Source organism: Streptomyces yaizuensis (genome assembly GCF_034961445.1).
In the GTDB taxonomy this organism is placed as follows: Bacteria; Actinomycetota; Actinomycetes; order Streptomycetales; family Streptomycetaceae; genus Streptomyces; species Streptomyces yaizuensis.
Map to the genome: position 1 here is coordinate 604,164 of NZ_BSBI01000002.1, position 26,960 is coordinate 631,123.

The 26,960-nt window shown below is 72.2% G+C and carries 30 protein-coding genes and 1 tRNA gene; 12 read left to right on the plus strand and 19 right to left on the minus strand.

Features of this window, described 5'->3' with window-relative positions:
- Positions 1-807 carry an HAD family hydrolase gene (locus SYYSPA8_RS06410; protein WP_323446329.1) on the plus strand — a complete coding sequence of 269 codons (807 nt, stop codon included), beginning with the start codon at positions 1-3 and terminating at the stop codon, positions 805-807.
- Positions 808-883: 76 nt separating this feature from the next.
- On the opposite strand, the gene SYYSPA8_RS06415 is transcribed toward SYYSPA8_RS06410, so the two are convergent.
- Positions 884-1,531: a DedA family protein gene (locus SYYSPA8_RS06415; RefSeq protein ID WP_323446330.1), complete on the minus strand. Its 648-nt coding sequence runs from the start codon at positions 1,529-1,531 to the stop codon at positions 884-886.
- A 261-nt stretch (positions 1,532-1,792) separates the two neighbouring features.
- Here SYYSPA8_RS06415 and SYYSPA8_RS06420 point away from each other — a divergent pair, with 261 nt between their 5' ends.
- Together SYYSPA8_RS06420 and SYYSPA8_RS06425 are read left to right on the plus strand one after the other, a co-directional pair.
- A complete protein-coding gene (locus tag SYYSPA8_RS06420) occupies positions 1,793-2,908 on the plus strand; it encodes a sensor histidine kinase (RefSeq protein WP_323445962.1) in 1,116 nt (371 codons plus the stop codon).
- Entirely contained in the window at positions 2,899-3,555 is a 657-nt protein-coding gene (locus SYYSPA8_RS06425; protein ID WP_323445963.1) for a response regulator transcription factor, read from the plus strand. The genes SYYSPA8_RS06420 and SYYSPA8_RS06425 overlap by 10 nt, the downstream gene beginning before the upstream one ends.
- A 152-nt stretch (positions 3,556-3,707) precedes the next feature.
- Here SYYSPA8_RS06425 and SYYSPA8_RS06430 read toward each other — a convergent pair whose 3' ends face one another.
- The 3 genes from SYYSPA8_RS06430 to SYYSPA8_RS06440 all read right to left on the minus strand — a co-directional run bounded on the left by SYYSPA8_RS06430 (position 3,708) and on the right by SYYSPA8_RS06440 (position 6,247).
- A complete protein-coding gene (locus tag SYYSPA8_RS06430; RefSeq protein ID WP_323445964.1) occupies positions 3,708-3,929 on the minus strand; it encodes an FmdB family zinc ribbon protein in 222 nt (73 codons plus the stop codon).
- A 61-nt stretch (positions 3,930-3,990) separates the two neighbouring features.
- Entirely contained in the window at positions 3,991-5,355 is a 1,365-nt protein-coding gene (locus SYYSPA8_RS06435; RefSeq protein WP_323445965.1) for a hypothetical protein, read from the minus strand.
- A gap of 118 nt (positions 5,356-5,473) precedes the next feature.
- A complete protein-coding gene (locus SYYSPA8_RS06440) occupies positions 5,474-6,247 on the minus strand; it encodes a DUF4097 family beta strand repeat-containing protein (protein WP_323445966.1) in 774 nt (257 codons plus the stop codon).
- A gap of 206 nt (positions 6,248-6,453) precedes the next feature.
- Here SYYSPA8_RS06440 and SYYSPA8_RS06445 point away from each other — a divergent pair.
- Positions 6,454-6,528: transfer RNA gene (locus tag SYYSPA8_RS06445), tRNA-Val, on the plus strand.
- 68 nt (positions 6,529-6,596) lie between these two features.
- Here SYYSPA8_RS06445 and SYYSPA8_RS06450 read toward each other — a convergent pair.
- From SYYSPA8_RS06450 to SYYSPA8_RS06480, 7 genes are all read right to left on the minus strand, one after another.
- The gene (locus SYYSPA8_RS06450) at positions 6,597-6,860 is read right to left on the minus strand and encodes a helix-turn-helix domain-containing protein (protein WP_323445967.1); all 264 of its coding nucleotides are present in this window, start codon (positions 6,858-6,860) and stop codon (positions 6,597-6,599) included.
- Between the two features lie 474 nt (positions 6,861-7,334).
- Complete coding sequence (locus SYYSPA8_RS06455; RefSeq protein WP_323445968.1) at positions 7,335-8,237, minus strand: hypothetical protein; 903 nt, start codon at positions 8,235-8,237, stop codon at positions 7,335-7,337.
- 546 nt (positions 8,238-8,783) lie between these two features.
- Positions 8,784-8,963, minus strand: a complete 180-nt coding sequence (locus SYYSPA8_RS06460; RefSeq protein ID WP_323445969.1) for a hypothetical protein — start codon at positions 8,961-8,963, stop codon at positions 8,784-8,786.
- Entirely contained in the window at positions 8,960-9,505 is a 546-nt protein-coding gene (locus SYYSPA8_RS06465) for an NUDIX hydrolase (protein WP_323445970.1), read from the minus strand. The genes SYYSPA8_RS06460 and SYYSPA8_RS06465 overlap by 4 nt, the downstream gene beginning before the upstream one ends.
- A gap of 275 nt (positions 9,506-9,780) precedes the next feature.
- Entirely contained in the window at positions 9,781-10,011 is a 231-nt protein-coding gene (locus tag SYYSPA8_RS06470; RefSeq protein WP_323445971.1) for a hypothetical protein, read from the minus strand.
- Positions 10,011-10,274, minus strand: a complete 264-nt coding sequence (locus SYYSPA8_RS38475; RefSeq protein WP_456115156.1) for a DUF7848 domain-containing protein — start codon at positions 10,272-10,274, stop codon at positions 10,011-10,013. Before SYYSPA8_RS38475 ends, SYYSPA8_RS06470 begins: the two co-directional genes overlap by 1 nt.
- A gap of 96 nt (positions 10,275-10,370) precedes the next feature.
- On the minus strand, positions 10,371-11,552 hold the full coding sequence (locus SYYSPA8_RS06480) for a helix-turn-helix domain-containing protein (protein WP_323445973.1): 1,182 nt from the start codon (positions 11,550-11,552) through the stop codon (positions 10,371-10,373).
- Between the two features lie 120 nt (positions 11,553-11,672).
- On the opposite strand from SYYSPA8_RS06480, the gene SYYSPA8_RS06485 reads away from it, so the two are divergent.
- Positions 11,673-12,197 (plus strand): flavoprotein, encoded by a 525-nt coding sequence (locus SYYSPA8_RS06485; RefSeq protein ID WP_323445974.1) that lies wholly within the window; start codon positions 11,673-11,675, stop codon positions 12,195-12,197.
- A 42-nt stretch (positions 12,198-12,239) separates the two neighbouring features.
- Here the strand turns inward: SYYSPA8_RS06485 and SYYSPA8_RS06490 are convergent, their stop codons facing one another.
- Positions 12,240-12,491 carry a hypothetical protein gene (locus SYYSPA8_RS06490; RefSeq protein ID WP_323445975.1) on the minus strand — a complete coding sequence of 84 codons (252 nt, stop codon included), beginning with the start codon at positions 12,489-12,491 and terminating at the stop codon, positions 12,240-12,242.
- Positions 12,492-12,593: 102 nt separating this feature from the next.
- Positions 12,594-13,382 carry a nuclease-related domain-containing protein gene (locus SYYSPA8_RS06495; RefSeq protein WP_323445976.1) on the minus strand — a complete coding sequence of 263 codons (789 nt, stop codon included), beginning with the start codon at positions 13,380-13,382 and terminating at the stop codon, positions 12,594-12,596.
- 210 nt (positions 13,383-13,592) lie between these two features.
- On the opposite strand from SYYSPA8_RS06495, the gene SYYSPA8_RS06500 reads away from it, so the two are divergent.
- The 3 genes from SYYSPA8_RS06500 (at position 13,593) to SYYSPA8_RS06510 (ending at position 15,588) form a co-directional block, all read left to right on the plus strand.
- Positions 13,593-14,186 (plus strand): hypothetical protein, encoded by a 594-nt coding sequence (locus tag SYYSPA8_RS06500; RefSeq protein WP_323445977.1) that lies wholly within the window; start codon positions 13,593-13,595, stop codon positions 14,184-14,186.
- A gap of 166 nt (positions 14,187-14,352) precedes the next feature.
- Entirely contained in the window at positions 14,353-15,234 is an 882-nt protein-coding gene (locus SYYSPA8_RS06505) for a DUF3592 domain-containing protein (protein ID WP_323445978.1), read from the plus strand.
- A gap of 78 nt (positions 15,235-15,312) precedes the next feature.
- On the plus strand, positions 15,313-15,588 hold the full coding sequence (locus tag SYYSPA8_RS06510; protein WP_323445979.1) for a DUF2277 domain-containing protein: 276 nt from the start codon (positions 15,313-15,315) through the stop codon (positions 15,586-15,588).
- A 4-nt stretch (positions 15,589-15,592) separates the two neighbouring features.
- Here SYYSPA8_RS06510 and SYYSPA8_RS06515 read toward each other — a convergent pair whose 3' ends face one another.
- The 4 genes from SYYSPA8_RS06515 to SYYSPA8_RS06530 all read right to left on the minus strand — a co-directional run bounded on the left by SYYSPA8_RS06515 (position 15,593) and on the right by SYYSPA8_RS06530 (position 19,591).
- Positions 15,593-16,288, minus strand: a complete 696-nt coding sequence (locus SYYSPA8_RS06515) for a DedA family protein (protein WP_323445980.1) — start codon at positions 16,286-16,288, stop codon at positions 15,593-15,595.
- A 171-nt stretch (positions 16,289-16,459) separates the two neighbouring features.
- Positions 16,460-16,918 (minus strand): DoxX family protein, encoded by a 459-nt coding sequence (locus SYYSPA8_RS06520; RefSeq protein WP_323445981.1) that lies wholly within the window; start codon positions 16,916-16,918, stop codon positions 16,460-16,462.
- Between the two features lie 182 nt (positions 16,919-17,100).
- Positions 17,101-18,795, minus strand: a complete 1,695-nt coding sequence (locus SYYSPA8_RS06525) for an alkaline phosphatase D family protein (RefSeq protein ID WP_323445982.1) — start codon at positions 18,793-18,795, stop codon at positions 17,101-17,103.
- 142 nt (positions 18,796-18,937) lie between these two features.
- Complete coding sequence (locus SYYSPA8_RS06530; protein WP_323445983.1) at positions 18,938-19,591, minus strand: HNH endonuclease family protein; 654 nt, start codon at positions 19,589-19,591, stop codon at positions 18,938-18,940.
- 191 nt (positions 19,592-19,782) lie between these two features.
- Between SYYSPA8_RS06530 and SYYSPA8_RS06535 the strand changes: the two genes are divergently transcribed.
- Together SYYSPA8_RS06535 and SYYSPA8_RS06540 are read left to right on the plus strand one after the other, a co-directional pair.
- The gene (locus SYYSPA8_RS06535) at positions 19,783-20,544 is read left to right on the plus strand and encodes an ABC transporter permease (RefSeq protein WP_323445984.1); all 762 of its coding nucleotides are present in this window, start codon (positions 19,783-19,785) and stop codon (positions 20,542-20,544) included.
- A gap of 274 nt (positions 20,545-20,818) precedes the next feature.
- Entirely contained in the window at positions 20,819-21,403 is a 585-nt protein-coding gene (locus SYYSPA8_RS06540; protein WP_323445985.1) for a TMEM165/GDT1 family protein, read from the plus strand.
- 807 nt (positions 21,404-22,210) lie between these two features.
- Here the strand turns inward: SYYSPA8_RS06540 and SYYSPA8_RS06545 are convergent.
- The gene (locus tag SYYSPA8_RS06545) at positions 22,211-22,882 is read right to left on the minus strand and encodes an HAD-IA family hydrolase (protein WP_323445986.1); all 672 of its coding nucleotides are present in this window, start codon (positions 22,880-22,882) and stop codon (positions 22,211-22,213) included.
- Between the two features lie 221 nt (positions 22,883-23,103).
- On the opposite strand from SYYSPA8_RS06545, the gene SYYSPA8_RS06550 reads away from it, so the two are divergent.
- Entirely contained in the window at positions 23,104-25,164 is a 2,061-nt protein-coding gene (locus SYYSPA8_RS06550) for an MDR family MFS transporter (RefSeq protein WP_323445987.1), read from the plus strand.
- A gap of 22 nt (positions 25,165-25,186) precedes the next feature.
- Here the strand turns inward: SYYSPA8_RS06550 and SYYSPA8_RS06555 are convergent, their stop codons facing one another.
- Complete coding sequence (locus SYYSPA8_RS06555) at positions 25,187-25,522, minus strand: antibiotic biosynthesis monooxygenase family protein (RefSeq protein WP_323445988.1); 336 nt, start codon at positions 25,520-25,522, stop codon at positions 25,187-25,189.
- Positions 25,523-25,797: 275 nt separating this feature from the next.
- Between SYYSPA8_RS06555 and tgmC the strand changes: the two genes are divergently transcribed.
- Entirely contained in the window at positions 25,798-26,958 is a 1,161-nt protein-coding gene (tgmC, locus tag SYYSPA8_RS06560) for an ATP-grasp peptide maturase system methyltransferase (protein ID WP_323445989.1), read from the plus strand.
- Positions 26,959-26,960 lie beyond the last annotated feature (2 nt).

A 26,960-nucleotide genomic window follows, 5' to 3' on the forward strand; every position in this document is an offset into this window, starting at 1 on the left:
GTGAGCACCCTCGTCGCCAGCGATCTCGACCGTACGCTGATCTACTCGGCCCGCGCCCTGGAACTGGCCGCCCCCGACGCCGAGGCCCCCCGGCTGCTCTGCGTCGAGGTCTACGAGCGCGCGCCGCTGTCCTACCTCACCGAGACCGCCGCCGCACTGCTGACCGATCTTGCGGACGAGGCCGTCTTCGTCCCCGCGACCACCCGCACCCGTACCCAGTACGGCCGGATCCGGCTCCCCGGCCGGCCACCCGCGTACGCGATCTGCGCCAACGGCGGGGAGATCCTCGTCGACGGCGAACCGGACCGGGACTGGCGGCGCGGGGTCGAGGCGAGGATCGCGGCCGAGTGCGTGCCGCTCGCCGAGGTCCGTGCCCGGCTCACCGCCACCGCCGACCCCGCCTGGCTGCTCAAGGAGCGCACCGCCGAGGACCTGTTCGCCTACCTTGTCGTGGACCGCGCGCGGCTCCCCGACGGCTGGACGGGCGAGCTGGCCGCGTGGGCCGGGCCCCGGGGCTGGTCCGTGTCGCTCCAGGGCCGCAAGGTGTACGCGGTGCCGCGCCCGCTCACCAAGAGCGCGGCCCTCCACGAGGTCGCCCGCCGCACCGGCACGACCCGGACCCTCGCCGCCGGCGACTCCCTCCTCGACGCCGATCTCCTGCTCGCCGCCGACCAGGCGTTCCGCCCCGGCCACGGGGAACTCGCGGAGAGCGGCTGGAGCGCGCCCGGCGTGACGGCCCTGACCGAGCGGGGCGCGGCGGCGGGTGAGGAGATCCTGCGCCGCTTCCTCGCGGGGGTGCGGGGCTGACGGCTCCGGGACGGCGAAGGCCCGGCGGGAGTGATACCCGCCGGGCCTTTCCGGCTGTGTCTGTATCCGTGTACGGCTACTTGCGCCGGTTGCCCGCTCCCGGCTTCATCACGCGCATGCCGATGAAGACGAGCACGGCGAGGCCGGCGAAGCCCAGCACCACCTTGGAGTAGGTCGAGACATACCCCGCCACCTGGTCCCAGTTCTCCCCGAGCAGATAGCCGGCCATCACGAAGATCGTGTTCCAGATGGCACTGCCCACCGTGGTGAGCAGCAGGAATATCCCGACCGGCATCCGCTCCACACCGGCTGGTACGGAGATCATCGAGCGGAAGATCGGAATCATCCGGCCAAAGAAGACCGCCTTGGTGCCGTGCTTGGCGAACCAGGCCTCGGTCTTCTCGATGTCGGATATCTTCACCAGCGGCAGCTTCGACGCGATGGCGATCGTGCGCTCCCGGCCGAGCAGCGCGCCCACCCCGTACAGCGCGAGGGCGCCGACCACCGAACCGATGGTGGTCCACAGCAGCGCGGCGTAGAGATTCATCTTGCCCGTGCTCGCGGTGAAGCCCGCGAGCGGCAGGATCACCTCGCTGGGCAGCGGAGGGAAGAGGTTCTCCAGCGCGATGGCTATGCCGGCTCCGGGGGCGCCCAGAGTCTCCATCATGTCGGTGACCCAGCCAGGGGCACCGCTCGCCGCGCCCGCCGCACTGGTGACGATCATTGGCTCCATGCCTTTCACAGTAGAAAACCGCAGCTGAAAGCAGCCTGAAGACAGCCTCAGAGGGTTCTGTGGTTTACCCCAGTGTGCGGTACTCGACCGACGACTAGCGTTGTCGATCATGCACAAAGACCTGCGGGACCCCGGAGGACGAACCCCGGGGGAACCGCTCGGCCCCGCCCGCGCCACCCCCGGGAGGACCCGATGACGAGCGGAACCGGTCGCCCCCGTACGGTACATGAGCCCGCGAGCGTCCTTCGAGCCGTGCGCGGCACCACCGGACTGGCCCTCGGGGCGCTCACCGCGCTCGCCGGGGCGGCACTCGCCCTGCCGCTGCTCCCCCTGCTGCTGCCGGCCCTGATCCGCCCGGCCGCCGCGGGCCGCCCCCGCCGGGTGCCGGGCGCGCTCGCCGTCCGGCTCACCCGGGCCGAGCTGCGCCGCCTGGAGCGCTGGTACGGGCGGCGGCTCCCGGCCCCGCCCGAGCCGGACCGGGCGGTCCGCTACCTGGCGGCCCGGATCCCCCTGGGCCTCCTCGGCGGCCTGGTGCTCGCCCTCGGCGCCGTCGGCCTCTCCTGGACGGGCTTCGCCGCCCTCGGCTGGCTCTTCACCTCCATCGAGTACCCCTGGGCGGTCCTCGTCACCGGACTCCTCGGACTCTTCCTCGTCGTCCTCGCCGCGCAGGGTGCCCACGCCACCGTCCTGCTGGAGTGGTGGCTCGCCCGCCGACTCCTCGAACCCGGCCGGCGGGACGCGCTGGAGCGGCGCATCGCCCAGCTCGCCACCAGCCGCGCGGAAGTCATGGCCGCCGTCGACGGCGAACGCCGCCGGATCGAACGCGATCTCCACGACGGGGTGCAGCAGCGGCTCGTCGCCCTCGGCATGCTGATCGGCCGCGCCCGCCGGGGCGGCGACCCCGAGCGCGTCGGCCGGCTGCTGCTCCAGGCCCACGAGGAGAGCCGGCGGGCCCTGACCGAGCTGCGCGAGGTCGCCTGGCGGGTCTATCCGACGGTGCTGGACGAGGCGGGGCTGCGGGCCGCCCTGGAGACCGTCGCCGACCGCACCCCGCTGCCCGTCCGGCTCGCCTGCGAAGTCGCCGACCCGCCGGAGCGGCCGGTGGAGACGGTGGCGTACTTCGTGGTCTCCGAGGCGGTCACCAACGTCGTCAAGCACGCCGAAGCCACCCGGGTCGAGGTCACCGTGCGGCGCGCCGGCGACACCCTCCGGGTCCGGGTCGAGGACGACGGCTCGGGCGGCGCCGACCTGAGGGGCGGCGGGCTCACCGGCCTGGCGAGCAGGGTCGCGGCCCTCGACGGCCGGTTCGGCGTGCACAGCCCGGCCGGCGGGCCCACCGTCGTCACGGCGGAGCTGCCGTGCGGGTGATCCTGGCGGAGGACTCGACCCTGCTGCGGGAGGGGCTGGTACGGCTGCTCGCCGAGGAGGGCCACGAGGTCCTGGCGGCGCTCGGCGACGCGGACGGGCTCGCGGAGGCGGTCGCGCGGCTGCGGCCGGACGTCGTGGTGGTGGATGTCCGGATGCCTCCGACCCACACCGACGAGGGCATCCGGGCGGCCCTGGAGATCCGGCGCCTGTGGCCGGGGGTGGGGGTGCTGGTGCTGTCGCAGTACGTGGAGAAGCGGTACGCCGCCGAACTCCTCGCCGGCGACACGGGCCGGGAGGCGGGCGGCGTCGGGTACCTCCTCAAGGACCGGGTGGCCGAGGTGGACGAGTTCCTGGACGCGCTGGAGCGGGTGGGGCGCGGGGAGGCGGCCTTCGATGCCGAGGTCGTCCGCCGGATCCTGGCCCGCAGCACCCGCGCCGACCCGCTCTCCCGGCTGACACCGAGAGAGCGGGACGTGCTGGCGCGGATGGCGCAGGGCCACGGGAACGCGGCGATCGCGGAGCGGCTGTACGTGTCGCAGAGCGCGGTGGAGAAGCACATCAACGCGATCTTCGACAAGCTGGAGCTGCCGAGGACGTCGGGGTACTCGCGGCGGGTGCTGGCGGTGCTGCGCTATCTGGGTTCGTAGCCGTCGGGGTCGGTGACGGTCCGGGTCGGTGCCGGTCCGGGTCTGTTCGGTTCCGGGTCCGTCCGGGTCCGTAGGCACTTGTGGCCGTCCGGGTCCGTGGGCGCTTGTGGCCGTCCGGGTCCGTGGGGCGGGGGGGAGGGCCGGCCGGGCGGTCAGCCGCAGCAGCCGCCTCCGCAGCAGCCGCCACCGCCGCCACCCGGGGCGGGGGCGGGCGCGGCACCCTGGCTCGTACCGCCGACGGCGACGGTCGAGAGCAGCTTCACGGTGTCCTCGTGCCCGGCGGGGCAGGCGGCGGGGTCGGACGACTGTGCCATCGGCCGGCTCACTTCGAAGGTGTCGCCGCAGCTGCGGCAGCGGAATTCGTATCGAGGCATGTGCCCAGGCTACGCGGTCCGTTCGGGGCGGGTGGTCCGTCGTCCGTCGCGGGGACGCCGGTCAGGAACCGGCGCGCTCCTCGCGGATCCGTTCGACGACCTGGGCGGCCGACCGCCGGACGGCGTCGGTCTCGTTGAGGAAGCGCCAGTAGTCGGGGTGCCGGCCGGTCAGGGCGTCGACGGCCCGGTCCAGCCGGGCGGCGGCGTCGTCCAGCGGCCGGGCGTGCCGAGGGTCGGGGGTGTGGCGGCCGACCATGGCGAGGCGCTGCGCGTCGCGTACCGCGAAGCGGGTGCGCTCGATCTCCTGCCCGGGGTCCGCCGCGACGGCGTCGAGCTGCCGCAGCCGCTCCCCGGCGGCGGAGACGGCCTCGTCGGCGGTGTTCAGCAGCGCGCGGACGGTGCCGAGCAGGGCGGTGGCGTCCGGCCAGCGCTGGTCCTCGCGGGCGCGGGCGGCCTCCCGCAGCTTCTCCTCGGCCTGCCGGACGGCGGTGGCGGCCTCCTCGGGCACCGGCTGGAGGTCCTGCCAGCAGGCGGCCGAGAAGCGGCGGCGCAGCTCGCTCAGGATCGGTTCGACGGCCTCGGCCCGGGTGGTCAGGGCCTCGGCGCGGGTCCGGAGGGAGACGATCCGACGGTCGGTCTCGGCGGCCCGCTCGGGCAGCCGCTCGGCCTCGGCGCGCACGGCTTCGGCCTCGCGCAGCACCCGGTCGGCGCGGTGCAGGGTGTCGGACACGCCGTGGCGGCCGGCGCCCTGGTTGAGGAGGGTCAGCTCGGGGGCGAGGGCGGCGAGCCGGGTGGCGAGATGGTCCGCGCGCAGCCCGGAGCCCCGCACCGAATCGAGAGCATTGCTCGCGGCGAGGAGCGCCGCTCTCGCCCGCTCGACGGCGGGGGCGAGCCGGGCGAGCTGGTTCTCGGCCCGCTCCAGCAGCGGACCGAGCCCCGAGGCGAACCGGTCCAGCTCGCCCCTGGTCGCCGTCAGCTCGTCCCTGGCGCCGTTCAGCCGGCCACGGGCCTGCGCGGCGAGCGAGGGGTCGAGATCCTCGCGGTCCAGGTCGTAGGAGTCCACCGCCTCGATATAGCGGTGGCTCACCTCGTCGATCCGCCGCCCGAGCGCGGCGAAGTCGTCCACCAGCCGCCGGGCCTGCGGGGAACTGTCGACGGCCGTGATCGTCTCCAGGGAGATCCGCAGCTCGCGCTGGGCGCTGTCCAGCTCGTAGAAGGCGGCGGCAGCGGCGTCCTTGGCGGCCTGGGCCTCGGCCCGGTTGCTCTCCCAGCGCCCACCGCCGAACCAGCGCCGGGCACCCCCGCCGGTGAAGGACCCGGCGGCCGTGACTGCCAGCAGCGGAAGCGGCAGCAGGACCAGGGTGAGGAGGGACCGGGCGGCACCCGCTGTCGCTGTTGTCCGCGGCCGCGTGTGTTTCGCCGTCACATCCCTCTCCCGTGCTGTGTCGTCGTACCCGGTACATTCTCCCACCTGGTCCCGACGAACACACGGGCCTGCCGGTCCGCCCCCTTTTCCCGCCCCTTTCCCTCCCTTCCGGCGCTGATCACACGCCGCGCACGGTGACCTTCCCGTTGTCGCTGCGGGCCGTCACCACGCGGGGGCTGCTGCCGTCGCGGGCCACGTCCACGTCCGTCTTCCCGTTCTCGCTGTGGGCGTCCACGGCGTAGGGGGCGCCCGCGCGGGGCAGGTCGACCCGGATGGCCCCGTTGTCGGTGGCGACATCCACCCGCTCGGGGACGGCTCCTTCCCGCACCCCGATCCGTACGCTCCCGTTGTCGGTCCTGACCTTCACGGTCGCGGCCCGGACCCGTTCGGTGACCACCTGGCCGTTGTCGCTGCGGAGGTCGAGGGGGCCGGTGGTGTCGCGTACGGTCACCTTCCCGTTGTCCGAGCTGATCCGCAGCGGGGTCCGGAACCCGGAGGCCGTCACCTCGCCGTTGTCGTTCTTCACGGTGACGTCGACCCCGTGGGGCACCCGTACGGTGTGCCGCCCCTCGCAGTCGCTGACGACACCCGTGCACTTCATCCGCAGGGTCAGCCGGCCGTCGGCCAGCTTCCAGGACTTCTCCGGCCCGCTCCCGGCGAAGACCCACCCGTCGACCTGCCGGGTCACCTCCACCCGCGACACATCGGCGGCGATCACGCGTACGGCCGAGTTGTCGCTGTCGACGGTGAGAACCTTCCCGGAGAAGGGGAACGCCTTCCGCTCCACGGCCGCCTCCCCGGCATCGGCGGCCCCGCACCCCGTGAGCAGCGCCACGAGCACCCCACCCCCACCGACAGCCACCAAGCCCCGCCGCCCCCGACTCCCGCCCATGCCGCCCACTCCCTCTCACCCGCACCGCTCCGCCTTGCCGACCCCGTCGACGCTAGCCACCCACGGGCCCCGGCACGATCGGGCCCACCACCCTCTCCGGGGTGGGGCCAGCCCCCCCTTCCGCGACCCCGCCACCCCGCCACCACGGAAAGGGAACGGGTTTGCGGCGCCTCCCCGGGCGGCATGTACCCTGTCCTTTCATCCACGGGTGCGTAGCTCAGGGGTAGAGCGCTGCTCTTACAAAGCAGATGTCGGCGGTTCGAAACCGTCCGCGCCCACCAGCACAAAGGCCCCCCGCCGATCATGGCGGGGGGCCTTTGACATCCACTTCTGACATCAACGTCCGTGATCACTCCCGGACGGGGGCCTGGCGGCGATCTGGAGCATCGCGGGGAGAACCACGCACTGGAACGAACGGATCAGCCGGGCGATGCTCCCCAGAGGGAGGCGCTGCCTCCACCACCGCCAGCAGCTCATCCACCTCGGTCCGCGTCGGGGCATCCAGCTCCAGGGTGCGGGAGAGCCGGTCGAGGACATCGGGACTAGGAACCATTCGACCGTTCTCGACCTTGGACACGGTCGGCTGCCCGACGCCAGCCTGACTCGCCAGCACGGCACAGGTCAGGCTGGCCTCAGCCCTCAGCGCACGAAGCCGTGCCCCTGAGTGCCGTCAACCGCTTCTGCTACTCATCCCCATACCCAGACACCACACCACCGGGACCTCCGGGAAGGACCAGCCACCCCGAGCCCTCAGGGGCGTGATTCAAACTTTCCCTACTGGTTCAATGCGCCTCGCTCCGCTCGCTGCGCGGCCCGTCGTCCGGGCCGCCGCTCCTGTCTCCGCCCCGCTCCAGCCCGGACCGCCGACCGAGCCCGCGACAGTGCGCCATGACAGGTGGGAGAGAACCCCTCTGTGGCTGGGGGTCGGCTCCACGGCTTTAGGCAGCCACCATGGGGCGAGCCTCGAAGATCGGGGTCCATATCGGGCCATTGCGGGCAGGTCTACAGACCGCCCGAGTCGCCGGAAGCTTACGGGCCCCGATCTCTCGCCCCATGGCAGCTCCCGCCCAAAGCCGCTCCACCGACCTCATTTATTTGGACGCCATGGAGACAATCGTCCCTGGTGGCGATCTAGTATTTCATCCATTCGGCCGTAGAAGATTCCAAGATACTGGAATCTTTCCGATCCGTACTCGATCCCCGCATTGCTCAATGCCTCTTCGAACTCCTCAGCGCTCGGGCGCTCCGTAAACCTATTCATAGCCTTTCGGAGAGTGACGGCCAGGAGGATGCCGGGAAAGGTGTCCCCCTCTTCGTCTCCTGACTCCCTTGTTACATTGGCTCTAAAAAGCTCTTGCCAAAGGATAGTGTAGGGGGATATTTCTTTTTTGGTCGACTGGGAAGTCCAGTCGCCGACACGTATCTTCCAGGATCGACGGGAGCTGGACATTTGAGGCTTAGTCCTGCCGGCAGTGTGGACGCACCCGCGCAACCTAATACTTCCGTGCTTGGAGTCGGCGAGAGCCTGCTGAATCGCAGGCCAGTAGTCAAATAGAAAGGTGACCCTGTCGTACGGTTCGATTCGGAGTGACGTTGCGCTTGTCGAGTTATCCGCCCCGAAATTTCGAAGTGCATAAGAGCGGGGGGAGATTTTGTAGTCACGCTTATGGGTTCCCTTTACTGAGAGGCTCGGAGTGTAAACGGTGATAGCGGTTCGTCCCGGATTCTCGACTACGAGTTGGGCCAGCTCTATGTGTTGTTCGCCGACAGGTTCGAAATCGGCGAAACTCGCTTCCCAGGCACCGGAGCGGTTAACCGTCAAGGTGGTGTTTGGTTCCCAAATTGCGGCATTGAGATAAACCTTTGGGCGACCGCCGTCAAGCCAATGTTTGCCGAGCGTTACGGCGATTCCGAGAATTGTTGCGCCTAGGGTGAATATTGCAACCGATATTCCGAAGAGTTCGGGTGAAGGTGCCGAAAGTGTCATCACTCCGGCATGCTAGCGGCCTTCGCCTAGCAGTGTGTGAGTTATTGAGATTCGCTGTTGCCGAGTCGTCAGGTGATGAGTCAACGGCCGTTCAGTGGGGGACTGGAGGCTGTGCCGCCTGGAGCCCCAGTGCCGGAGCTGCTTCGCTGACATCAACGACCCCGGACGGCGGCGTCACGACGCAGCCGTGCATGGCACCGGTTCACCAGGCGGCCCCTACCAGGCCCAGGCAGGAGCGAACTTACAAAGCAGATGCCGGCGGTTCGAAACCGTCCGCGCCCACCAGCGTGACTGGCATGTCACGCAACGAAGGCCCAGGTCAGACGATTTCTGATCTGTGCCTTCGCCGTGTGGTCTGCGTTCTGCCTACATCACGGCTACGCCACGGCGGCATTGGCAGCACACGAGGTCGTTTCCTGGATTTCCCCCAAATGATCATGCCCCTCTTGGCAGGCCAGGAGCAGGAACGGCGCCGCCCCTTTCCCACCTGGAGAGTGGGGTTCCCTTTTCCTTCCGTGGCGCGACGGGGCGCGGATGGTCCGGTGCAGGTCAGTGGGGTGCTTCGGGGTTATCGCTGGTGGTGATGGTCTGGGTGGCGGCTTGGTGGACGTGGTCGCCGAGGATGAGGGTGGGGCCGGCGATTCCGATGAGTGTCAGGACGGTGAGGGCCAGAGCGATGCCGTCGTGCTGGTGCGGTCGCTGTTCGGGGATGTTGTCTGCGGTGGTCATCGGACGGGGTTGCCGTGGACGAGGAGGGGTTGTGCTTCGCTGCGGTGGTGGGCGAGGAGGGCGGCGCGGATGCGGCGTTCCTGGTAGGGCTGGGTGTGTTCGCCGAGTTGTCCGAGGGGTACCCAGCGGAGTTCGGTGAGTTCGTGGCGTGCGGTTTCGGGGATGGTGGCGGTGTCGGCGTCGGGGCCGGTGAGGGTGCCGCCGTCGCAGATGAAGTTGAAGCCTTCGGCCGAGTCGGTGTCGGGGTTGGCGGGGACGTGGTCGACGGCGAGGAAGTGGCTGATCCGCAGGCGCAGTCCGGTTTCCTCGGCCAGCTCGCGGGCGGCGGCGTCGGCGACGGGCTCGCCGGCGTGGGCGCCGCCGCCGGGGAGTTGCCAGGCGCCGTCCTTGTACTTCGGCTGTACGAGGAGGATGCGGCCGGTGGTGTCCTGGACGAGGACGACGGCGCCGATGCGGCGGCGGGGTGGGCTGGTGGGGTCGATGTCGGCGTGGGCCATCGCGTTCTCCTGGGTGTGGTGGTGGGTGGGGGTCGCGGCCGACACCTGTACGAGCGGCCGTGACCCGCTTGCCGTCCCGGGACCGGCCCCGGTGGGGGCCGTCGTGCGCCCGGGTCGGCGGTGTGGGGTTGCCCGCCCCCGGCCGGGCCGGGGGAAACATCCGGCGCGGGGGCGGGCTCTTCCCGCCCGTGCGGTGGGCGGGGGAAGGGGGTGCGGCCGACAGGGCAGCCGGCCGCACCCGGCCTCGGCCCGGAGGCGTGGTCGGGCCGAGGAACCGTCCGCACGGGCGCACCTCAGGCGCCCGGCGGACGGAGATCGGGTCAGTCCTGTGAGCCGGGTATCGGCACGGCTCGAAGAGCGGCGGTGATCAGCTCCGCCACCTCGGCGGGCAGACAGCCCACCTCCACCTGCGCGGTGCCGAACCGGGAGACCTTCGGGCCGATGCCCCGCCAGGTGTCCTCACTAACCCCGACGGCAGACAGGGCTTCGCGGAGCGCGGTGGCGGCGGCCGTGGCGTGGTCCTGGCACTGGCGGTAGACGGTCATGTCCATCAGACCGCCGCCGGAGTGCCGGACATGGGGGCGGGTATGCGCGGGTCGGAGTCGACCTGACGGTAGTCCAGGTGGCCCGGGTGGTCGACGGTGTGATCGAGGGCCCACCGGGCGAAGGCGTCGAGCGCGGGCACCGGCGGGGCGGCAGCGCACCGAGTGCACCGAAGCACCCGGGCGGTGGGCGCGCTCTCTCCCTGAAGGAGTGCGGGCCCGACGGCCGGCGCCGGGCTGTCAAAGACGCCATTCTCGTGTGCTGTCGTCATCCTGGACCCCGTCTTCGTCGTGATCAGGTGGGATCCAGAGTGGCGCGACGGAATAGCCGCAATGCTCACAGATTTGTGAGCGGGTGAGGGCTCTGCTTACAGCCCGATCCAGCGGGCCATGTGCCCGAGGGTGTCGGGGGTGCGACGGGACAGATGTACGAGGCCGGTGATGGTGTCCCGGGTGCCGGGGTAGTGGCGGGTCTGCTCCGGGGCGACTCGGCGGGCTTCGGCGACGCTCTTCAGTGCTGTCTCCAGGTGCCCCGTCTCCATCTCGACGCGCGCCCGGTCCACGAGGAAGCGGGCCCGTCTGCTGGTGAGGGTCGACGCCGGGAGCCGGATCTTCCGGGCTTTGCCGAGGGCGTCGTCGTACTGGCGCATCGCGACTGCGGCGCCGAACTCGTGCAGCGCCGCATTACGACGCCCGAACGACAGCCAGTGGACCTCGGGCGCCTCCCCACCCACCCTGTCCGCCAGCTCGCGGGCTGTCGCGAGATGTGTGTCGACTGCGGTCTGGTCGGCGGTGCGGGCAGCGATGGCGGACGCCCCGAGATGGAGCTGCCCGGCGACGGCGAGAGCCTCCCGGGACGTCTCCCCGGCAATGAGCCGGTGCCCGGCGGAGACGAGGCGGCGAGCAGTGCCGTGCTGATCGCCTCCCTTGTAGAGGAGGGCCCTCTTGTACTGGCGGATCGCTGCCAGGCACGGATCGGAGGCGTGCTCGGCCGCCCACGCCATGCGGTCGAGGGCAACGCTCGCAAGGTCAAGGTTGCCCTTCTTGAGGGCGATGTCGGAGGCGGTGCGGCACACGGAGGCGAGGGCCTGCCACATCGGTGTCGAAGGTGCCGTCCACACGGTGTGCGTCAGCTCCACGATCAGCCCGGGGAGAGCTTTGGACGCCTTCGCCAGGTGGGTGGCGCGGACTTGCCGGCACAGCCGGTCCGCCTCGGCAGCGAGAACGGCCGGCGGGCGGGCGGTGATGTCTTCACCCGGCCCGAGGTCGTACAGGTCGAGGGCCTCGCGGATGGGGGCGAGTATCGCGGTGGAGTCGTGCAGAGCGCTGCTCGCGGAGGATGGTCCTGTCAGGGCGAGGACGTCGATCCTGAGGGCACGGGCAACAGCCGTGCAGAACGCGCTTGTGGCGGTACGGCGCCCGCATTCGATCTGGTTGAGGAGGCTATAGGAGTAGGGCATGCGGGCTGCAAGTTCGCGCTGGGTGAGCCGGGCAATCCTGCGCTGTTCTTTGATGCGCGCGCCGATGTGGCCGTCGTCCAGAGAGGGCATACGGGTGCCTCCGTTCCTGACTCGTCATCCGGAACGCTACCCACGCAAAAGGGCGTTGGCCCCGAGCGTCGCCCTTGATCCGTCAGGACCGAAGGCGAAGGCATGTGGTCAGATGAGGTCATGGCGACGCTGTACCTGTTCGGGAGTGCCGCACCCCCTGTACTCCATGTGGGTGACGTGATCCGCGAGGCCCAAGGGCTCGGGTGGGACGTCTGCCTCGGGCTGACGCCGACAGCGGCGGAATGGCTGGTCGGTGATCTGGCCGGACTGGAGAAGCTCACCGGACACCCCGTGCGGTCACGGTACAAGCGCCCGGGCGAACCCGACGTCTGGCCCCGTGCTGACGCGATCCTCTTCGCCCCCGCGACCGCGAACACGTTGAACAGCTGGGCTCTCGGGCTGACGTCCGCCTTCGTGGTGGGCGTGGTCGCCGAGGGCATCGGGAAGCGGATCCCGATGTGGGTGATGCCGTGCGTGAACGCCGCCTACGCCGAACATCCCCAGGTTCCCCGGTCCATCGAGACACTTCGAGCGGCAGGCGTCACCGTGCTCTACGGGGACGGCGGCTTCACTCCCCATGCACCCGGAGAGAAGAGGGCGTACCCCTGGCGTCTGGCCCTCGACGCCCTTCCCGCACAGACCTGACCTGGAACACACCACTCCCTGGGTGCCACGGGGGAGGCCTGCTCAGGCCGGGTTCGTGGGCCAGGGGGCGCCCGGGACCTTGCAGTCGTAGCCGCGGCCCACCCGGACCGGGATGGTCGGGTTGAGCGCCTTCAGCTTGTCGACCATGCCCTGTGCCGCCGCCTCGGCCAAGGCGTCCATCAGGTCCGGGTCGTGATCGAGTGGCAGTGAGAACGACACCGACGGGCCGTCCGATCCGGTCTCGCGCTGCCAGATCAGGTAGTTCACCGTGTGTGCGCCCTGTGGTCTCGCCATGGTTCCGTCTCCCCCTTGTGTCCGTCCGAGTGGATCGCCCCAGTCTTGATCGGCCGGCCGGGCGGGGCAAGGTCATCACGGGATGGCCCGGACCGGCCCCCCTCACGCGTCCAGCCAGGCCCGGCGGTCGCGGGCCGTCGTGAAGAGGTGGGTGACGCGGTCCGGGGCGAGGGTGCCGGTGAGGGAGCCCAGGGCCGAGATCTGGCGGTCCTGGTAGACGCGGACGTCGGACAGGGCCGGGTCGACCGTCAGGGCCGTCACTCCCGTGAAGACCAGCACCGGCTGGACCGGGACCGGGAAGCCGCAGTGGCGTTCCAGTGCCGTACGGACCCTCAGGGCCCCGGCGCGGCTCTCCGCCGGGCAGGACAGGGGCAGGCCGGCCCCGACCGTCGCCGTCGTCGCGTCGACCCGGACCGCCGCACCCGGGCAGTGCAGGGTGTCGACGGTGAACACCCCGCCGGGGCCGATCAGCAGATGGCCGAGATCCGACGCTCGCGGCAGCGGGATTCCGTGCAGCACATGCCACCCGTACCGGGTCAAACGCCCCAACTCGGCTGCCACGCGGCGCTCTCCGGGCGGCCGGGTGCGCAGCGGGTCCCGGCGCAGGGCCCTTTCGACGAGGCCCGAGGGGCCCCGGCGGGCGAGGTCGTTCTCCGGGGTCAGGGGCGGCAGCGCCGAACGGGGCGGCGGCGGTGGTGCCTCGGGGGAGTGGGCCGCTGTCGGCGTGTGCCGGGCCAGTGCGTCCAGGACCGCGTCGCGATAGCTCGGCCGCAGGCAGACGACCTGCCCCGAGCGGCGGTCCGCCCACCCCACCGACGTGCCGTCCGGGAGGTTCACATAGAGCCGGTCGTGCCCGGAACGCTGCCACGCGGTGACCCTCAACCCGTCCACCGGACCCCCCAGCGGGATAACGACTCTGTTGCTATAGCAGCAGTCGCGCGAAGGGCCCACAAGAGTGCCTTTTGTGAACTCCCTTGTCAGAGGGGGTAGTTGGCCAAGTGGTATAGGCCATTTGGTAACAGTTCGGATGACCATCTCATATATCTTCATAATCTGCCCTAGGGTGACGCTCCCTTAACTGTGCGCATCCTGGACGGTTCCGTGTACGACTCATCTCCGCAGCCCTCGCCTGGTCAACGGCCTCCCCAAGCCCCCTGGGGACAGCAGGACGACTGGGCCCGGGGCCAGCAGAACGACTGGTCCAACGGTCAGCAGGGCGACTGGTCCACCGGGCAGCAGCCGGCGTTCCCCCCGCCCCCGCCACCGCCGCCCCCGAAGAAGTCCCGAGCCGGCCTGGTCATCACCCTCAGCGTGCTCGCCGGTCTGGCGATCGCCGGCGGGCTGGTGTTCTACGTGATCGGCTCCGGCGACTCCGATCCCACCACCGTCACCGAGACGACATCCGAACCGGGCCGCCCGGCGAAGAAGGACGCGACAGTCAAGTCCTGCTCCGTCGACGAGTCCAGCAAGCTCCCCACCGCCGTCGTCAACATCACCAACAACTCCAGCTCCACCAGCAACTACGTCATCGATGTCGTCTTCGTGGACGCCGAGGGCAACAGCGTCACCAAGGGCGTCGCCAACGTCGACGGCGTCGCCCAGGGCCAGTCCACCGACAAGTCGCTGCGCGGACAGGAGGAAGTCGAGGGGAAGGTCAGCTGCGAGATCGCCTACGTGACGCGCTGGGCCCAGTGACACCCCCGTGACACCCACCCGGCGAAGGCCCGGCGCCGACCGCGCGCCGGGCCCTCGCGCGCCGGGCGGGGCCGGGCCGAATCGGACCGGCGACAGGGCTACCGCCCCGCCCCGGCGCTGCCTACAGTGCGGATGATTCGCCAACCCGTCTCTGTGTGGGGGTCCGATGTCCACGGTCGATCCAGCCGCCGGGCGACGCCGGCGCGCGCCGCTCCAGGACAGCGGCCGGCCCCCCGCGGGTGTCCGTACCGTGCTCGGCCTGGTCGTGTACGGCGGGCTCTGGACGCTCTTCGGCACCGCGCTCGCCGACCTCGCGAGCCACCCCGTCGGCAGCCTCTACCTCGCGGACGGCACCGAACCCCCGAACGACACCCCCGGGCTGCTCTGGGCCTTCTTCGCCGCGCTGCTCGCGGGCTCGCTGACCGGCGTGGGCCTGCGGGGACCGTTGCTGGAACGGCTCGGCCCCACCCTCCAGTCGGCCCTCTCCTCCACCGTCGTGAACACGGGCATCGCGGTGGGCATCGTCCTGGGCGCCCGCTCGCTGTGGCGCCGGCCCCCGGAGACCGGGCGCTTCGCCGACCCGGCCGGCGGGGCGGGCGAGGCGTGGGGCGCCGGCCCCTGGGCCGCCTGGACCGCGCAGTACTGGGTGCCCGCCGTGCTGCTGTTCCTCGTGGTGCTGCGGATCTGGGTGTCCCTCGGATACGAGCACGCCGAGCGGCGCCGCGTGGCCCGCACGCGGACGGTCTGCGCGACCGGGGTGCGCACCCGGGGCGTGGTCACCGTGGCACGGGAGTCGGGGCTGGTCATCGGGGAACGGCCGAGGCTGCACTTCACCGTGTGGTTCACGGACCGGGCGGGTGAGGCCCGCTCGGTGACCAGGACCGCGGCCTTCGCCCGGGACGAGCTGCCGCGCGCCGGTGACCGGGCGGTGGTCTGGTACGACCCCGCGGACCGGGACGCGGTCGCCGTCGCCCTCGCCGATCCCGACCTGCTGGGGGAGCGGGATCTCCTGGAGGCGCTGGCCCTGGGCGGGCTCGTGATCCACTGAACGCACCCGTAACCCCCGATCAACGCAGGAACGCCGGAGCGCTGGATCGGGTCGCCGCGGCGGAGGCACACTGAACACATGTGCCGCAGCATCAAGACGCTCCGTCCGCCCGTCCTCCCCGAGGAGGCCACCGACGACGACATCCGGGCCGCCGCCCTCCAGTACGTACGCAAGGTCTCCGGTTTCCGGGCGCCCGCCGCGCACAACCGCGAGGTGTTCGACCGGGCCGTCGACGACATCGCGGCGGCCACCCACGCGCTGCTCGACGGGCTGGAGGTGCGGGGCGGCGGACACCGGCGCCCCGCCGCCGTCGCCGAACAGCCCGTACAGAGCCACGCGGCAGGGCAGCGGTGAAAGGTCAGGCGTCGGCGCAGGCGGTCCTGGGGGCCACCGACGGGGCCGCGCCCTGCTGGCCCGGGACGGCCGCCGCCGGGGCCGGGCGGCGCCGCATGACGTACGCCGCCAGCGCGCCCGCGCCGAAGAGGGCGACCACGGAGACCGCGACGCCGAACCAGCTCGCGCCCAGCCACTGGCCGCCGAAGTAGCCGAGGCCCACGCTGTACCCGGCCCAGACCACACCGGCCACCGCCGACCAGGGCAGGAATTCCCGGACCGTCCGATGGGCCGCGCCCGCGCCGAGGGAGACCACCGAGCGGCCCGCCGGGGCGAACCGCGCGACCACCACCAGGGCGCCGCCGCCCCGGCTGAGGGTCGCGCCGAGCCGGGCCTGAGCGCGGGTGAGCCGGCGGGACCGGGCGATGGCCCGGTCGAAGCGGTCGCCGCCGCGCCGGGCCAGCCGGTAGGCGAACAGATCGCCGAGGACCGACGCGGTCGCCGCGCACAGCACCAGGAGCAGCAGCGAGGGCACGTCCTTCGGCACCTGGCCGGCGCCCGCGACCTGGGTCGCCGTCGACCCGGCCGCCGCCGCGGTGGCCGCGGTGATCACCAGGACGCCGCTCGGCAGCACCGGCAGGAAGACGTCGAGCAGTACGGAGAGGGCGACCACCGCATAGATCCAGGGACTGCTGGTCAGCGACCCCAGACTCTCCAGCACCTTGTTCTCCCCGTTTTCGCGTTTCCCGTGGCTCTTTGCCGCGACGGTGGAGACGGTCGGTGTGGCGGCAGTATCAGCTGTACAGCGTACGCCGGGAGCCCCCCGGGGATCACCCGGGGGGCCGCTGATGTTGTGATCATCACTTTGTGCGCACGGCTGCGCCGTCCGGGGTCAGGCCGGGACCGAGGTGCGTTCCCGCCGGTCGGCGGCTCCGCTCCGGCGGGGGAGCAGCCGGTCCAGCGACAGCGCGCCGGGGCCGGTGAAGACGAGCAGCAGCAGCGCCCAGCAGAAGAGCGCGGACAGCTCGCCGAAGTTCTCCATCGGGAAGAGCCCGTCGGGCTGGTGGTTGACGAAGTAGGCGTACGCCATCGAGCCGGAGGCGACGAACGCGGCGCTGCGGGTGCCGACGCCCAGCATCACCAGGCCGCCGGCGACGAGCTGGATCACCGCCGCGTACCAGTAGGGCCAGACGCCGGCGTCCACGGTGCCGCCGCCCTTGGCGCCGCCGAGGACGCCGAAGAGCGAGGCCGCCCCGTGACAGGCGAAGAGGAGGCCGATGACGATCCGGTACAGCCCGAGCGCGTACGGCTGTGCCCGGTCCAGGCTGCCGGGCAGGGAGGTGTTGGCCATGGGGGGCTCCTGTGAGGTCTGTGGGGGGTGTGTGTTCGTGGGGCCCCCAAAGTAGGGTCGCCGGATTATTACTTGCAAGTTCAACAACTCCGGATGGGTGCTTTCTCATCCGAATCTCATGACAGGTCCCCGACAGCGACGGCTCCCCGGCGTCCAGGGATCCCAGTCGTCCACGGGTCCCGTCAGGCCCCGGGCCGGGAGCGCCCTCCGCCGCCGGCCGACAGCTCGCGCTCCTCCACCGTCACCAGGCCCGCCCCCGGCGGCCCCACCCGCTCCACCCGCAGCCGCGCCGACCTCCCCCGCAGCGTCAGCGTCATCAGCTGGTTGCCGAACCACGGGCCGCCCGTCCGCCGCCAGCGCACCGGCGGCGGCGCCGTACGCCCGTGCCGGGCCAGCAGCCCGCCGCAGATCCGGCCCGCCCGGGTCCAGCCGAGAACCATCCCCCACCGGATGGTTCCCGAGATCGAGTTGTGCAGCGGCGAACAGGTCAGCTGCGCCACCCGCGCCACGGGCCCGGTGCCGCCCGGCCACCGGGGCTCGGCCACATACCCGTGGTGGACGTCGCCCGACAGCACGCAGACCGTCGCGGGCGCCCCCGGCCCCCCGCCCGCCCGCGCGATCAGCCGGGCCAGCCGGGCGAAGGAGACGGGGAACGCCGACCAGTGCTCCAGGTCGAACCGGCGCCGCAGCCACTCGCCCAGCCGCGCCCAGGACCCGTCGGGCCCGCCGCGCGCGCCCCGGCAGAGCGCCGCGTCCCAGCCCTCCAGGTCGTGCGCCAGCGGCGGCAGCAGCCAGGGGAGCGAGGTCCCGATCAGCAGATGGTCGTAGGAGCCGCGCGCGGCCGGGGTCTGCTCGTCCAGCCAGCGCTCCTCCGCCGGGCCCAGCATCGAGCGGCTCCCCTCCTCCAGGGCCCGCCCGGCGCGGGTGTCCACCATCACCAGCCGGGTACGGCCGAAGTCCCGCCGGTAGCTCCAGCGGGCGGTGGCCGGGTCCGCCTCCGCCAGCTCGGCGAAGTCGCGCAGCGCGGTGGTGCCGTCGGGAGCGGTCCGCACGGTGTTCCACAGGGGGTCGGCCGCCAGTTCGGCGGGGGAGAGGTTGCCCAGGTGCTGGTGGACCCAGTACGACATGAGCGCGCCGGTCACCCGCTTGTGCCACCAGGGCGTGGCCCGCATCCGCGTCACCCACGCGGCGCTGGTGTTCCAGTCGTCGATGACATCGTGGTCGTCGAAGATCATGCAGCTGGGCACGGTCGACAGCAGCCAGCGCACCTCGGGGTCGCGCCAGGACTCCTCGTACAGCCGCGTGTACTCCTCGTACCCCGTCACCTGCGCCCCCGGGGCCTCGCGCAGATCGCGGCGGCCGGCGAGCCAGTCGCGGGTGGCCGGCGAGACCTCGTCCGCGTACACCTGGTCGCCGAGGAGGAGCAGGACGTCGGGGCGGACGGCGGCCGGGTCGGTGGCCAGCCGGCCGGCGAGGGCGTCGAGCGCGTCCCCGCCGAGGGGGTCGGGCCCGTCGGTGGGCTGGGCGGCCCACCGGCAGGAGCCGAAGGCGACCGTCACCCCCGGGGCGGGCACGGCGGGCGCGGTGACGGTGGACGGGGGGAAGGCCGAGCCTGGCTCCGGCCAGACCCGGTGGCCGTCGAGCAGCACCTCGTACGCCGTGGTCGTGCCCGGGGTCAGCCCCGTGACCTCGACCAGGGCGTAGTGGTGGCCCGCGATCCGGAAGGTGGTGGCCGAGCCGCCGGCGCCGTCCGCGCACCGGATCTCGGCCGTGCGGGGGCCGTCGGCCTCCACCCAGACGGTCGCGGTGGTGCCGGTCTCCCAGTCGACGTACCGCAGCAGTGGTCCCAGGCGCAGCCCGGGGGTCGTGGCCGTCATCCGTGGCCCTCCCCGCCTCGTCGGTCGCTCCGTGCCGTACGGAAGGAGCCCTCCGTACCGTACGGAAGGAACGGGCGCCGGGGTACGGGGCGTGGCGGTGTGCCGGGCCCGGCTCAGCCGTCCGGGCCCGGCCGCCGGGCGGTCAGCAGCCGGCGAGGGCGCTCTGGATCGCGTTCTTCTCGGCCGCGTCCACGGTCAGCGCGTAGTGGTGCTTCACCTGGACCCACATCCGGGTGTACGTACAGACGTACGAGGTGCGCGGCGGCAGCCACTCGGCCGGGTCCTTGTCGCCCTTGGCCTGGTTGACGTTGTCGGTGACGGCGATGAGCTGCGGGCGGGCGAGGTCGTTGGCGAAGCCCTGCCGCTGGGCGGTGGTCCAGTTGTTGGCGCCGGAGCGCCAGGCCTCGGCCAGCGGGACGACGTGGTCGATGTCCACGTCGGACGCGGCGGTCCAGGTGGCGCCGTCGAACTCGGAGAACCAGCTGCCGCTGACGGCGGCACAGCTCGCGTTCTGGACCACGTTCACCCCGTCGCGCTTGAGCACCGTCTCGCGGGTGTTGCACGCGCCCGACACGGTGCTCCAGTGGGGGAAGCGGTCCCTGCTGTAGCCGCTGGAGGAGCCTTCGGGGGCCACGGTGAGCCGGGCGAGGTACGCGCGGGCGGTGGCGGCGTCGACCGGGGTGGGCGGGGCGGCCTGGGCGCCGGGCGCGGTGGCGAGCAGCCCGGTGACGGCGAGGGCGGCGGCGCTGAACAGGACGGCGGGGCGGCGGTGGTGACGCGCGTAGCGGCCCGGCATGGGGACTCCTCGGGAGTGGGGGGGCGGCTGACCGGATGTCATGCCGGAACCAGGGTGGCGTCATGGACACGACAGAGCAAGTGTTCTGATGGATCGACACTTTCGCGTGACTGTTCGAACTTGGTGGGGGTGGGGACGGGGAGGAGGAGGGCTTCGGTGCCGGTGGGGGCGTGCGCCGTTAGGGTTGCGCCGTGCTCCTGACGGTGAACGCGGTCTTCGGCGTGGTCCTCGGCGTCCTGCTGGTGGTGGCCGCCGTGGTCGCCGCCGTCACCCATCTGGGGCGGGGACGGGAGATCCTCACCGCGGGCGTCCGCGCCGCCGCACAGCTCGCGGCCGTCTCCCTCGTCATCGGCTGGGTCGTCGGCCGGCTGCCGCTGCTCCTCGCCTTCGTCCTGCTGATGTACGCGGTCGCCGTACGGACGGCCGGGCGCCGGATCACCCCGAACGGGACCTGGTGGTGGGCCGGGGCGCCCATCGCGGCAGGCGTCTTCCCCGTCGTCGGCGCGCTGCTCCTGACCGGGCTGGTGCCGCTCAAGGGAATCGCCCTCATCCCCGTCGCCGGGATCCTCATCGGCGGCGCGCTCACCGCCACCGTCCTCGCCGGGCGGCGGGCCCTCGACGAGCTGCACACCCGGCACGGCGAGGTCGAGGCCGGACAGGCCCTCGGGCTGCTCGACCGCGACGCCCGGATGGAGGTCGCACGGGCCCCGGCCGCCGACGCCCTGCTCCCCGGCCTGGACCAGACCCGGACCGTGGGGCTCGTCACCCTGCCCGGCGCGTTCGTCGGCATGCTGCTCGGCGGTGCGTCACCCCTGCTCGCCGGGGCCGTGCAGCTCTTCGTCCTGGTCGGGCTCATGGCCGTGCAGGTGGTCGCGGTCGCCGTGGCCCTGGAGCTGGTCGCGCGCGGCCGGCTGCACCGCGACGGCCCGGGCGGGCGGCGCGGCGGCGCCTGAGCCCGTCGCACGGCCGGCCGGCGGGCCGTGGCGTACCCTGGACGGAGCAGAAGGGGAGTAGCTCTTCGCCGGAACGTCGACATACTGCCGGGCCTCGTGCCCGGCCGGCGCCCGGAGGCGGCCCCCGGCGCCGGACATCGGACCATCCCGATCCCGGCCCGACCCGCCAGCGAGACCTTCGGCCGCAGTGTCCATCGACGCTGCCGTGCCGAAGCGACCCCTCCTACAGCAGGTCTCTCGGTACGGGCAGCCCGACCGATTGAGGAATCCACCCGTGGTCAGCTTCACCATCATGGCGATCACCTTCGGCGTCGTCTTTCTCGCCGAGCTGCCCGACAAGACCGCACTCGCCGGTCTCATGCTCGGCACCCGCTACCGCGCGTCCTACGTCTTCGCCGGTGTCGCCGCCGCCTTCGCCGTCCATGTCGCCCTGGCCATCGCGGCCGGCAGCGTACTGACCCTGCTGCCGCAGCGGCTCGTCCAGGCGGTCGTCGGCGTGCTCTTCCTCGCGGGCGCGCTCGTCCTGCTGCTGCGCAAGCACGACGACGACGGCGAAGCGATCAAGGCACCGGCCGACCAGTCCTTCTGGAAGGTCTCCGGCGCCGGATTCATGCTGATCCTCGTCGCCGAATTCGGCGACCTGACCCAGATCATGACCGCGAACCTCGCCGCCCGCTACGACGACCCCGTCTCCGTCGGGCTCGGCGCGGTGCTCGCGCTGTGGGCCGTGGCCGGGATCGGGATCCTCGGCGGGCGGACGCTGATGAAGTACGTGCCGCTGAAGCTGATCACGAAGGTGGCGGCGGGGTTGATGCTGGCGTTGGCGGGGTTCAGCCTGTACGAGGCGATCACCGGGTAGCGGGTGGGGGTGCGGGTGGTTGTCGGGGGCCGGCCCCCGACGGTGGCCCGCACATGCCGTGTGCGCGGGGGCCTGTCCGCCCCTGCGGCAACCCGGAAAACTCAGCCTGGCCCGCGATGAGCCCGCACAAATCCCGCCTCGCCGGCGATGACCTGGCAAAATTCAGCCTCTTGGGGGTCCCCCCGGACGAAGTCTGGGGGAGATTGAGGCGCGGGGGTTTCGGGGGCTGGCCCCCGACGAGAGCCCGCACAAAAATCAGCCTCGCCGGCGTTTGAGGCGCAGGGGTTCGGGGACTGGTCGGGGGAGCGGCTGGCGGGGCGCGGGGGGTTGTCGGGGGCCAGCCCCCGCGGCCCCCGCGCCTCAAACGCCGGCGAGGCTGGTTTTTGCCGGGTGATCGTCGGCGAGGTGGGTTTGTTCGGGGCGACGTTGGCGAGGCGGGTTTGTGCGGCCTGCCCCGGGCGCGGGTGTGGTGCGGGTTGGCGGGGCCTCCGGGCTCACCTCCTCGGGGTCGGCGAGCGCAAAGCGGCTGTCCCACTGACCCGGTAGGTCCGCCGATCCCCTGCGGGGGCGACCCTGCACCCCCGCCCACGGACCAGCCGGAGGGCGGCCGGTACCCCCAGCGGGGGGAGGAGGGGTGCGGGACCCCGTACCGACACGGGTCAGGCAGGGCGAGGCCCCGGACGAGCGCGACGTCCTCGTACCGACGCGGGTCAGGTGGCCCGGGCCCCGGACGAGCGCGACGTCCTCGTACCGACGCGGGTCGGGCAGCGCGAGGGCGCATTCGTAGAGGTGCGGGCGGCCCGCGGGTCAGGCCGTAGTGGCGCGCAGGGTCAGGGTGATCAGGCCGTCCGGGGACACCGTCACCGCGAGTGCTCGCAGGTCGGCCACCGGCAGGTCCGGGTCGAAGGCCACGGCCCGCGCCCCGATCCCCACCGTCGCCATGCCCGCCGCCTTCGCGGAGGCCATCCCCGCCTCCGAGTCCTCGAACGCCACGCACTCCCCGGGCGCGAACCCCAGCTCGGCCGCCGCCTTGAGGAAGCCCTCGGGGTCCGGCTTGCTCGCCCCCACCGACTCCGCCGTGATCCGCACGGCCGGCATCGGCAGCCCGGCCGCCGCCATCCGGGCGCCCGCGAGGGCCGCGTCCGCCGAGGTCACCAGGGCGTGCGGCAGCTCCGCGACCGCCGCCAGGAACTCCGGGGCGCCGGGTATCGGCACCACGCCGTCCACGTCGGCCGTCTCGCGGGCCAGCATCACCGCGTTCTCGGCGTGGTTCTCGGCCATCGGGCGGTCCGGCAGGAGCACCGCCATCGTCGCGTACCCCTGACGGCCGTGGACGATCTTCAGGGCCGCCTCCGGGTCGAGCCCGTGCCCCACGGCCCACTCCCGCCACAGCCGCTCCACCACCGCGTCCGAGTCGACGAGCGTGCCGTCCATGTCGAACAGCAGCGCGCGGGCGGTGAGGGCGGTGGTCTTGGGCATGGTGGTGCTCCGTAATCCCGGGGAAAGGCGGCCCCGTCCGCCGGTCAGGGAGTGCGGACGGGGCGCGCTTTGTTTCGTAACGATACAAAACCGGGCCCGCCGGACGCCACCCCCGGACCGTTCAGCGGGCCGGATGCGCCCGGACCGCACAGGATGGAGTGGACGCGCCCCACGCCGGGCGCGGCGCGCGGTCCAGCAGACGGAGTGGGACGGAGACGCCCATGGCGCAGGAAGCGGCGGCCGGGCCCCCGTCCGCCCCGGCGGCACCCGTGCCCGGCGAGGGACAGAGCCAGCGGGCCGTCATGGTCTCCATCGGCGCCCTCCTCCTCGGGATGCTGCTCGCGGCGCTCGACCAGACGATCGTCTCCACCGCCCTGCCCACCATCGTCAGCGACCTCGGCGGTCTGGAGCATCTGTCCTGGGTCGTCACCGCCTATCTGCTGGCGTCGACCGCCGCGACCCCGCTCTGGGGCAAGCTGGGCGACCAGTACGGCCGCAAGAAGCTCTTCCAGACCGCCATCGTCATCTTCCTCATCGGCTCCGCCCTCTGCGGCGTCGCCCAGAACATGCCGCAGCTCATCGGCTTCCGCGCGCTCCAGGGCCTGGGCGGCGGCGGGCTCATGGTGCTCTCGATGGCGATCGTCGGCGACATCGTCTCGCCCCGCGAGCGGGGCAAGTACCAGGGCCTGTTCGGCGGCGTCTTCGGCGCGTCCAGCGTCCTCGGACCCCTCCTCGGCGGCTTCTTCACCGACAACCTCAGCTGGCGCTGGGTCTTCTACATCAATCTGCCCATCGGGGCCGTCGCCCTGCTGGTCATCGCGGCCGTCCTGCACATCCCGAAGCGCTCCAACCCGCACACCATCGACTACCTCGGCACCTTCCTCATCGCCGCCGTCGCGACCTGCCTGGTCCTCGTCGCCTCCCTCGGCGGCACCACGTGGGCCTGGGCTTCGCCCCAGATCATCGGCCTCGCGCTCCTCGGCGCGGTGCTCCTGGCCGTCTTCATCCCGGTCGAACGCCGGGCCGCCGAACCCGTGCTGCCGCTGCGGCTCTTCCACATCCGCACCTTCACCCTGATCGCCGTCATCAGCTTCATCGTGGGCTTCGCGATGTTCGGCGCGATGACCTATCTGCCGACGTTCCTCCAGGTCGTCCACGACATCACCCCGACCCTCTCCGGCGTGCACATGCTGCCGATGGTCGTCGGGCTGCTCCTCGCGTCGACCGTCTCCGGGCAGATCGTCAGCCGTACCGGCCGCTGGAAGGTCTTCCCGATCGTGGGCACCGGGGTCACCGCGATCGGCCTCGGGCTGCTCCACCGGCTGACCGAGTACAGCTCCACCTGGCAGATCAGCGTCTACCTCTTCGTCTTCGGCACCGGACTCGGCCTCGTCATGCAGGTCCTCGTGCTGGTCGTGCAGAACTCCGTCAGCTACGCCGACCTGGGCGTCGCCACCTCCGGCGCGACCTTCTTCCGCTCCATCGGGGCCGCCTTCGGCGTCGCCGTCTTCGGAACGGTCTTCTCCAACGGGCTGAACGACCTGCTCGCCGACGCGCTCTCCGGGCGGCGCGTCCCCCCGGGGACCGCCGCCGCCGTCGCCGCCGACCCGAAGGCCATCACCCGGCTCCCCGCCGATCTGCGGATGCCCGTGAAACACGCCTTCGCCGAGGCCATCACCAACGTCTTCCTCTACGCGGTCCCCGTGGTCCTGATCGCGTTCATCGTGGCCTGGTTCCTCCACGAGGACCGGCTGCGCGGCTCCGTCACCGCGCCCGAACCCACCCAGACCCTCGCGTCCAACCCCGTCGAACGCTCCTCCCGCGAGGAGTGCGCCCGCGCCCTGTCCGTCCTCGGCTCCCGCGAGGGCCGGCGCGGACTGTACGAGAAGATCACAGCGAAGGCGGGGTACGACATGCTGCCGGCGGCCGGCTGGCTGCTGCTGCGGATCCGCCGCCACGGGACCGTGGAACCGGCGCTGCTGGCCGACACCACCCCCGTACCCCTGCGGGCGATCACCGACGGGGCCCGGCAGCTGGAGGAACGCGCCCTGGTCCGCCGGGAGGGCGTGCAACTGCTGCTCACCGAGGACGGGCTCACGGCCGCCGTCAGACTGGCCGAGGCCCGGGAGGACTCGCTGTCGGAGCTGCTGGGGGACTGGTGGGGACCGGACCGGCCCACCGACCTCGTCCAGCTGGTGGAAGAACTCAACGCCGAACTGTGCGGCTCCGACGGCGAAGTACCGGACGGCGCCGGCCCCCGGCGGGACCACCGCGCTCCCTGAGCGGCCCCGCCGGGAGAAGTCGTCAGGCCTTCGGGGACGCCGACTGGACGACCTCGAACGACCACAGCGCCGACCCGGTCGCGGCCGGCTTCGGCTGCTCCCCGCCGCCCTCGCCGCCGCCCTGGGGGGCGTGGGCGCCGCGCATCGAGGTCGCCATCCACTTCTCGAAGTCGGCCTCGCTGCGCCAGCGGGTGTAGACCAGGTACTGGTCCGTCCCCTCCACCGGCCGCAGCAGCTCGAACCACTCGAACCCGTCGGCGCTCTCCACCATTCCGGCACGCGACGCGAACCGCTTCTCCAGCACCTCGCGCTGCTCGGCGGGGACGGTCAGAACGTTGATCTTTACGACGCTGGCCACGGCACTTCCTTCGCTGTGAGGGGTCTCGCCCGACCGTACCCCGTGCGGCTGCGTGGCCCGAGCGCGGGCATGCGCCCCGCCGCTCCGGTGGTGTACGGGCGCACAGCCGTGGTGACCTGCCGGCCATGGGCTTGCATTGCCTCGCCCGCCCGGGACACCACGATTGATAGGGGACGCGGGGAGGCTCTAGCTTGTGAGCGGGCGTTCGTCAATCAGCCCACGACCAGGGGCATCACGACCGCGCTCGCGGACACCCTCCAGAAGGGCACCACCGCATGACCACCACCGACACCGCCAGGGCCCTGCGCCGGCAGCTTGTCGAGCAGTTCGTCGCGGATGGCCTGCTGCACGATCCCGAGGTGCGCCGCGCGGCCGAGGCCGTCCCCCGTGAGGTGTTCCTCGGGCCTGCGGTCTACCGGCCCAGCGCCCCGCCCGGGGTCACGGTCTGGACCCCGGTGCGCCGTGCCGATGTCCCGGAGGACGAGTGGCTGCGGATGACGTACGAGAACACCACCTGGGTGACGCAGCTCGACGGCGTTCTCGCCGAGGACGCCACCGGCCCGGTGACCGGCGGGACCCCGACGTCGTCCTCGACGCTCCCCGGGCTCGTCCTGTGGATGCTCGAACAGGCCGGCGTTGCCCGGGGGCAGCGAGTGCTGATCGTCGGGGCCGGTACGGGCCTGTCCACCGCGTACGTCTGCGAGGTCGCCGGGGAGGAGAACACGACGGCGGTCGAGACCGACCCGGCCGCTGCGGAACGCGCCCGAAAGGCCCTCGCCGAGGCCGGATACACCCCCGACCTCATCACCGCCGACGGGCTGCGCGGCCACCCGGACCGGGCGCCGTACGACACCGTCATCGCCTTTTGCGCGATGCGGCACATCCCCTACACGCTCCTGCGGCAGATCGAGGAGGGCGGAACCCTGCTCGTCACCCTCGCGGGGTGGGGCTTCGGGCACGGGCTGACGCTGCTCACCGCCGACGGAACCGGCGGGGCCACGGGGCGGTTCCTGCCCGGATACACCTCGTTCATGATGGCCCGGCCGCACGACCGGCCCCCGCGTGGCCTGTTCGAGTCCCTGCCCGGCGAGGAGCGCCCCAGCCGGATCGACCCCACCCTGCTGGACGACTGGACCGGCCGGTTCGTCGCCCAGCTCGCCACCCCCTCGGCCGAACGGCTCGGCATGGGCACCGAGCAGATCCTGCTCGACGTCGCCACCGGCTCCCAGGCACGCACCAGGCCGGACGGGAACGGCGGGTGGACCGTGACCCAGCACGGCCCGCTCAAGCTCTGGACGGCCCTTGAGGACGCCATCGCCGTCTGGCAGAGCCACGGCTCACCCCACCTGTCCGCCTTCGGCGCGACCATCACCCCCGAGGGCCAGCGGGTGTGGCTCGGAACGCCTGACGGCCCGAGCTGGGCGCTTCCCGTCTGAGG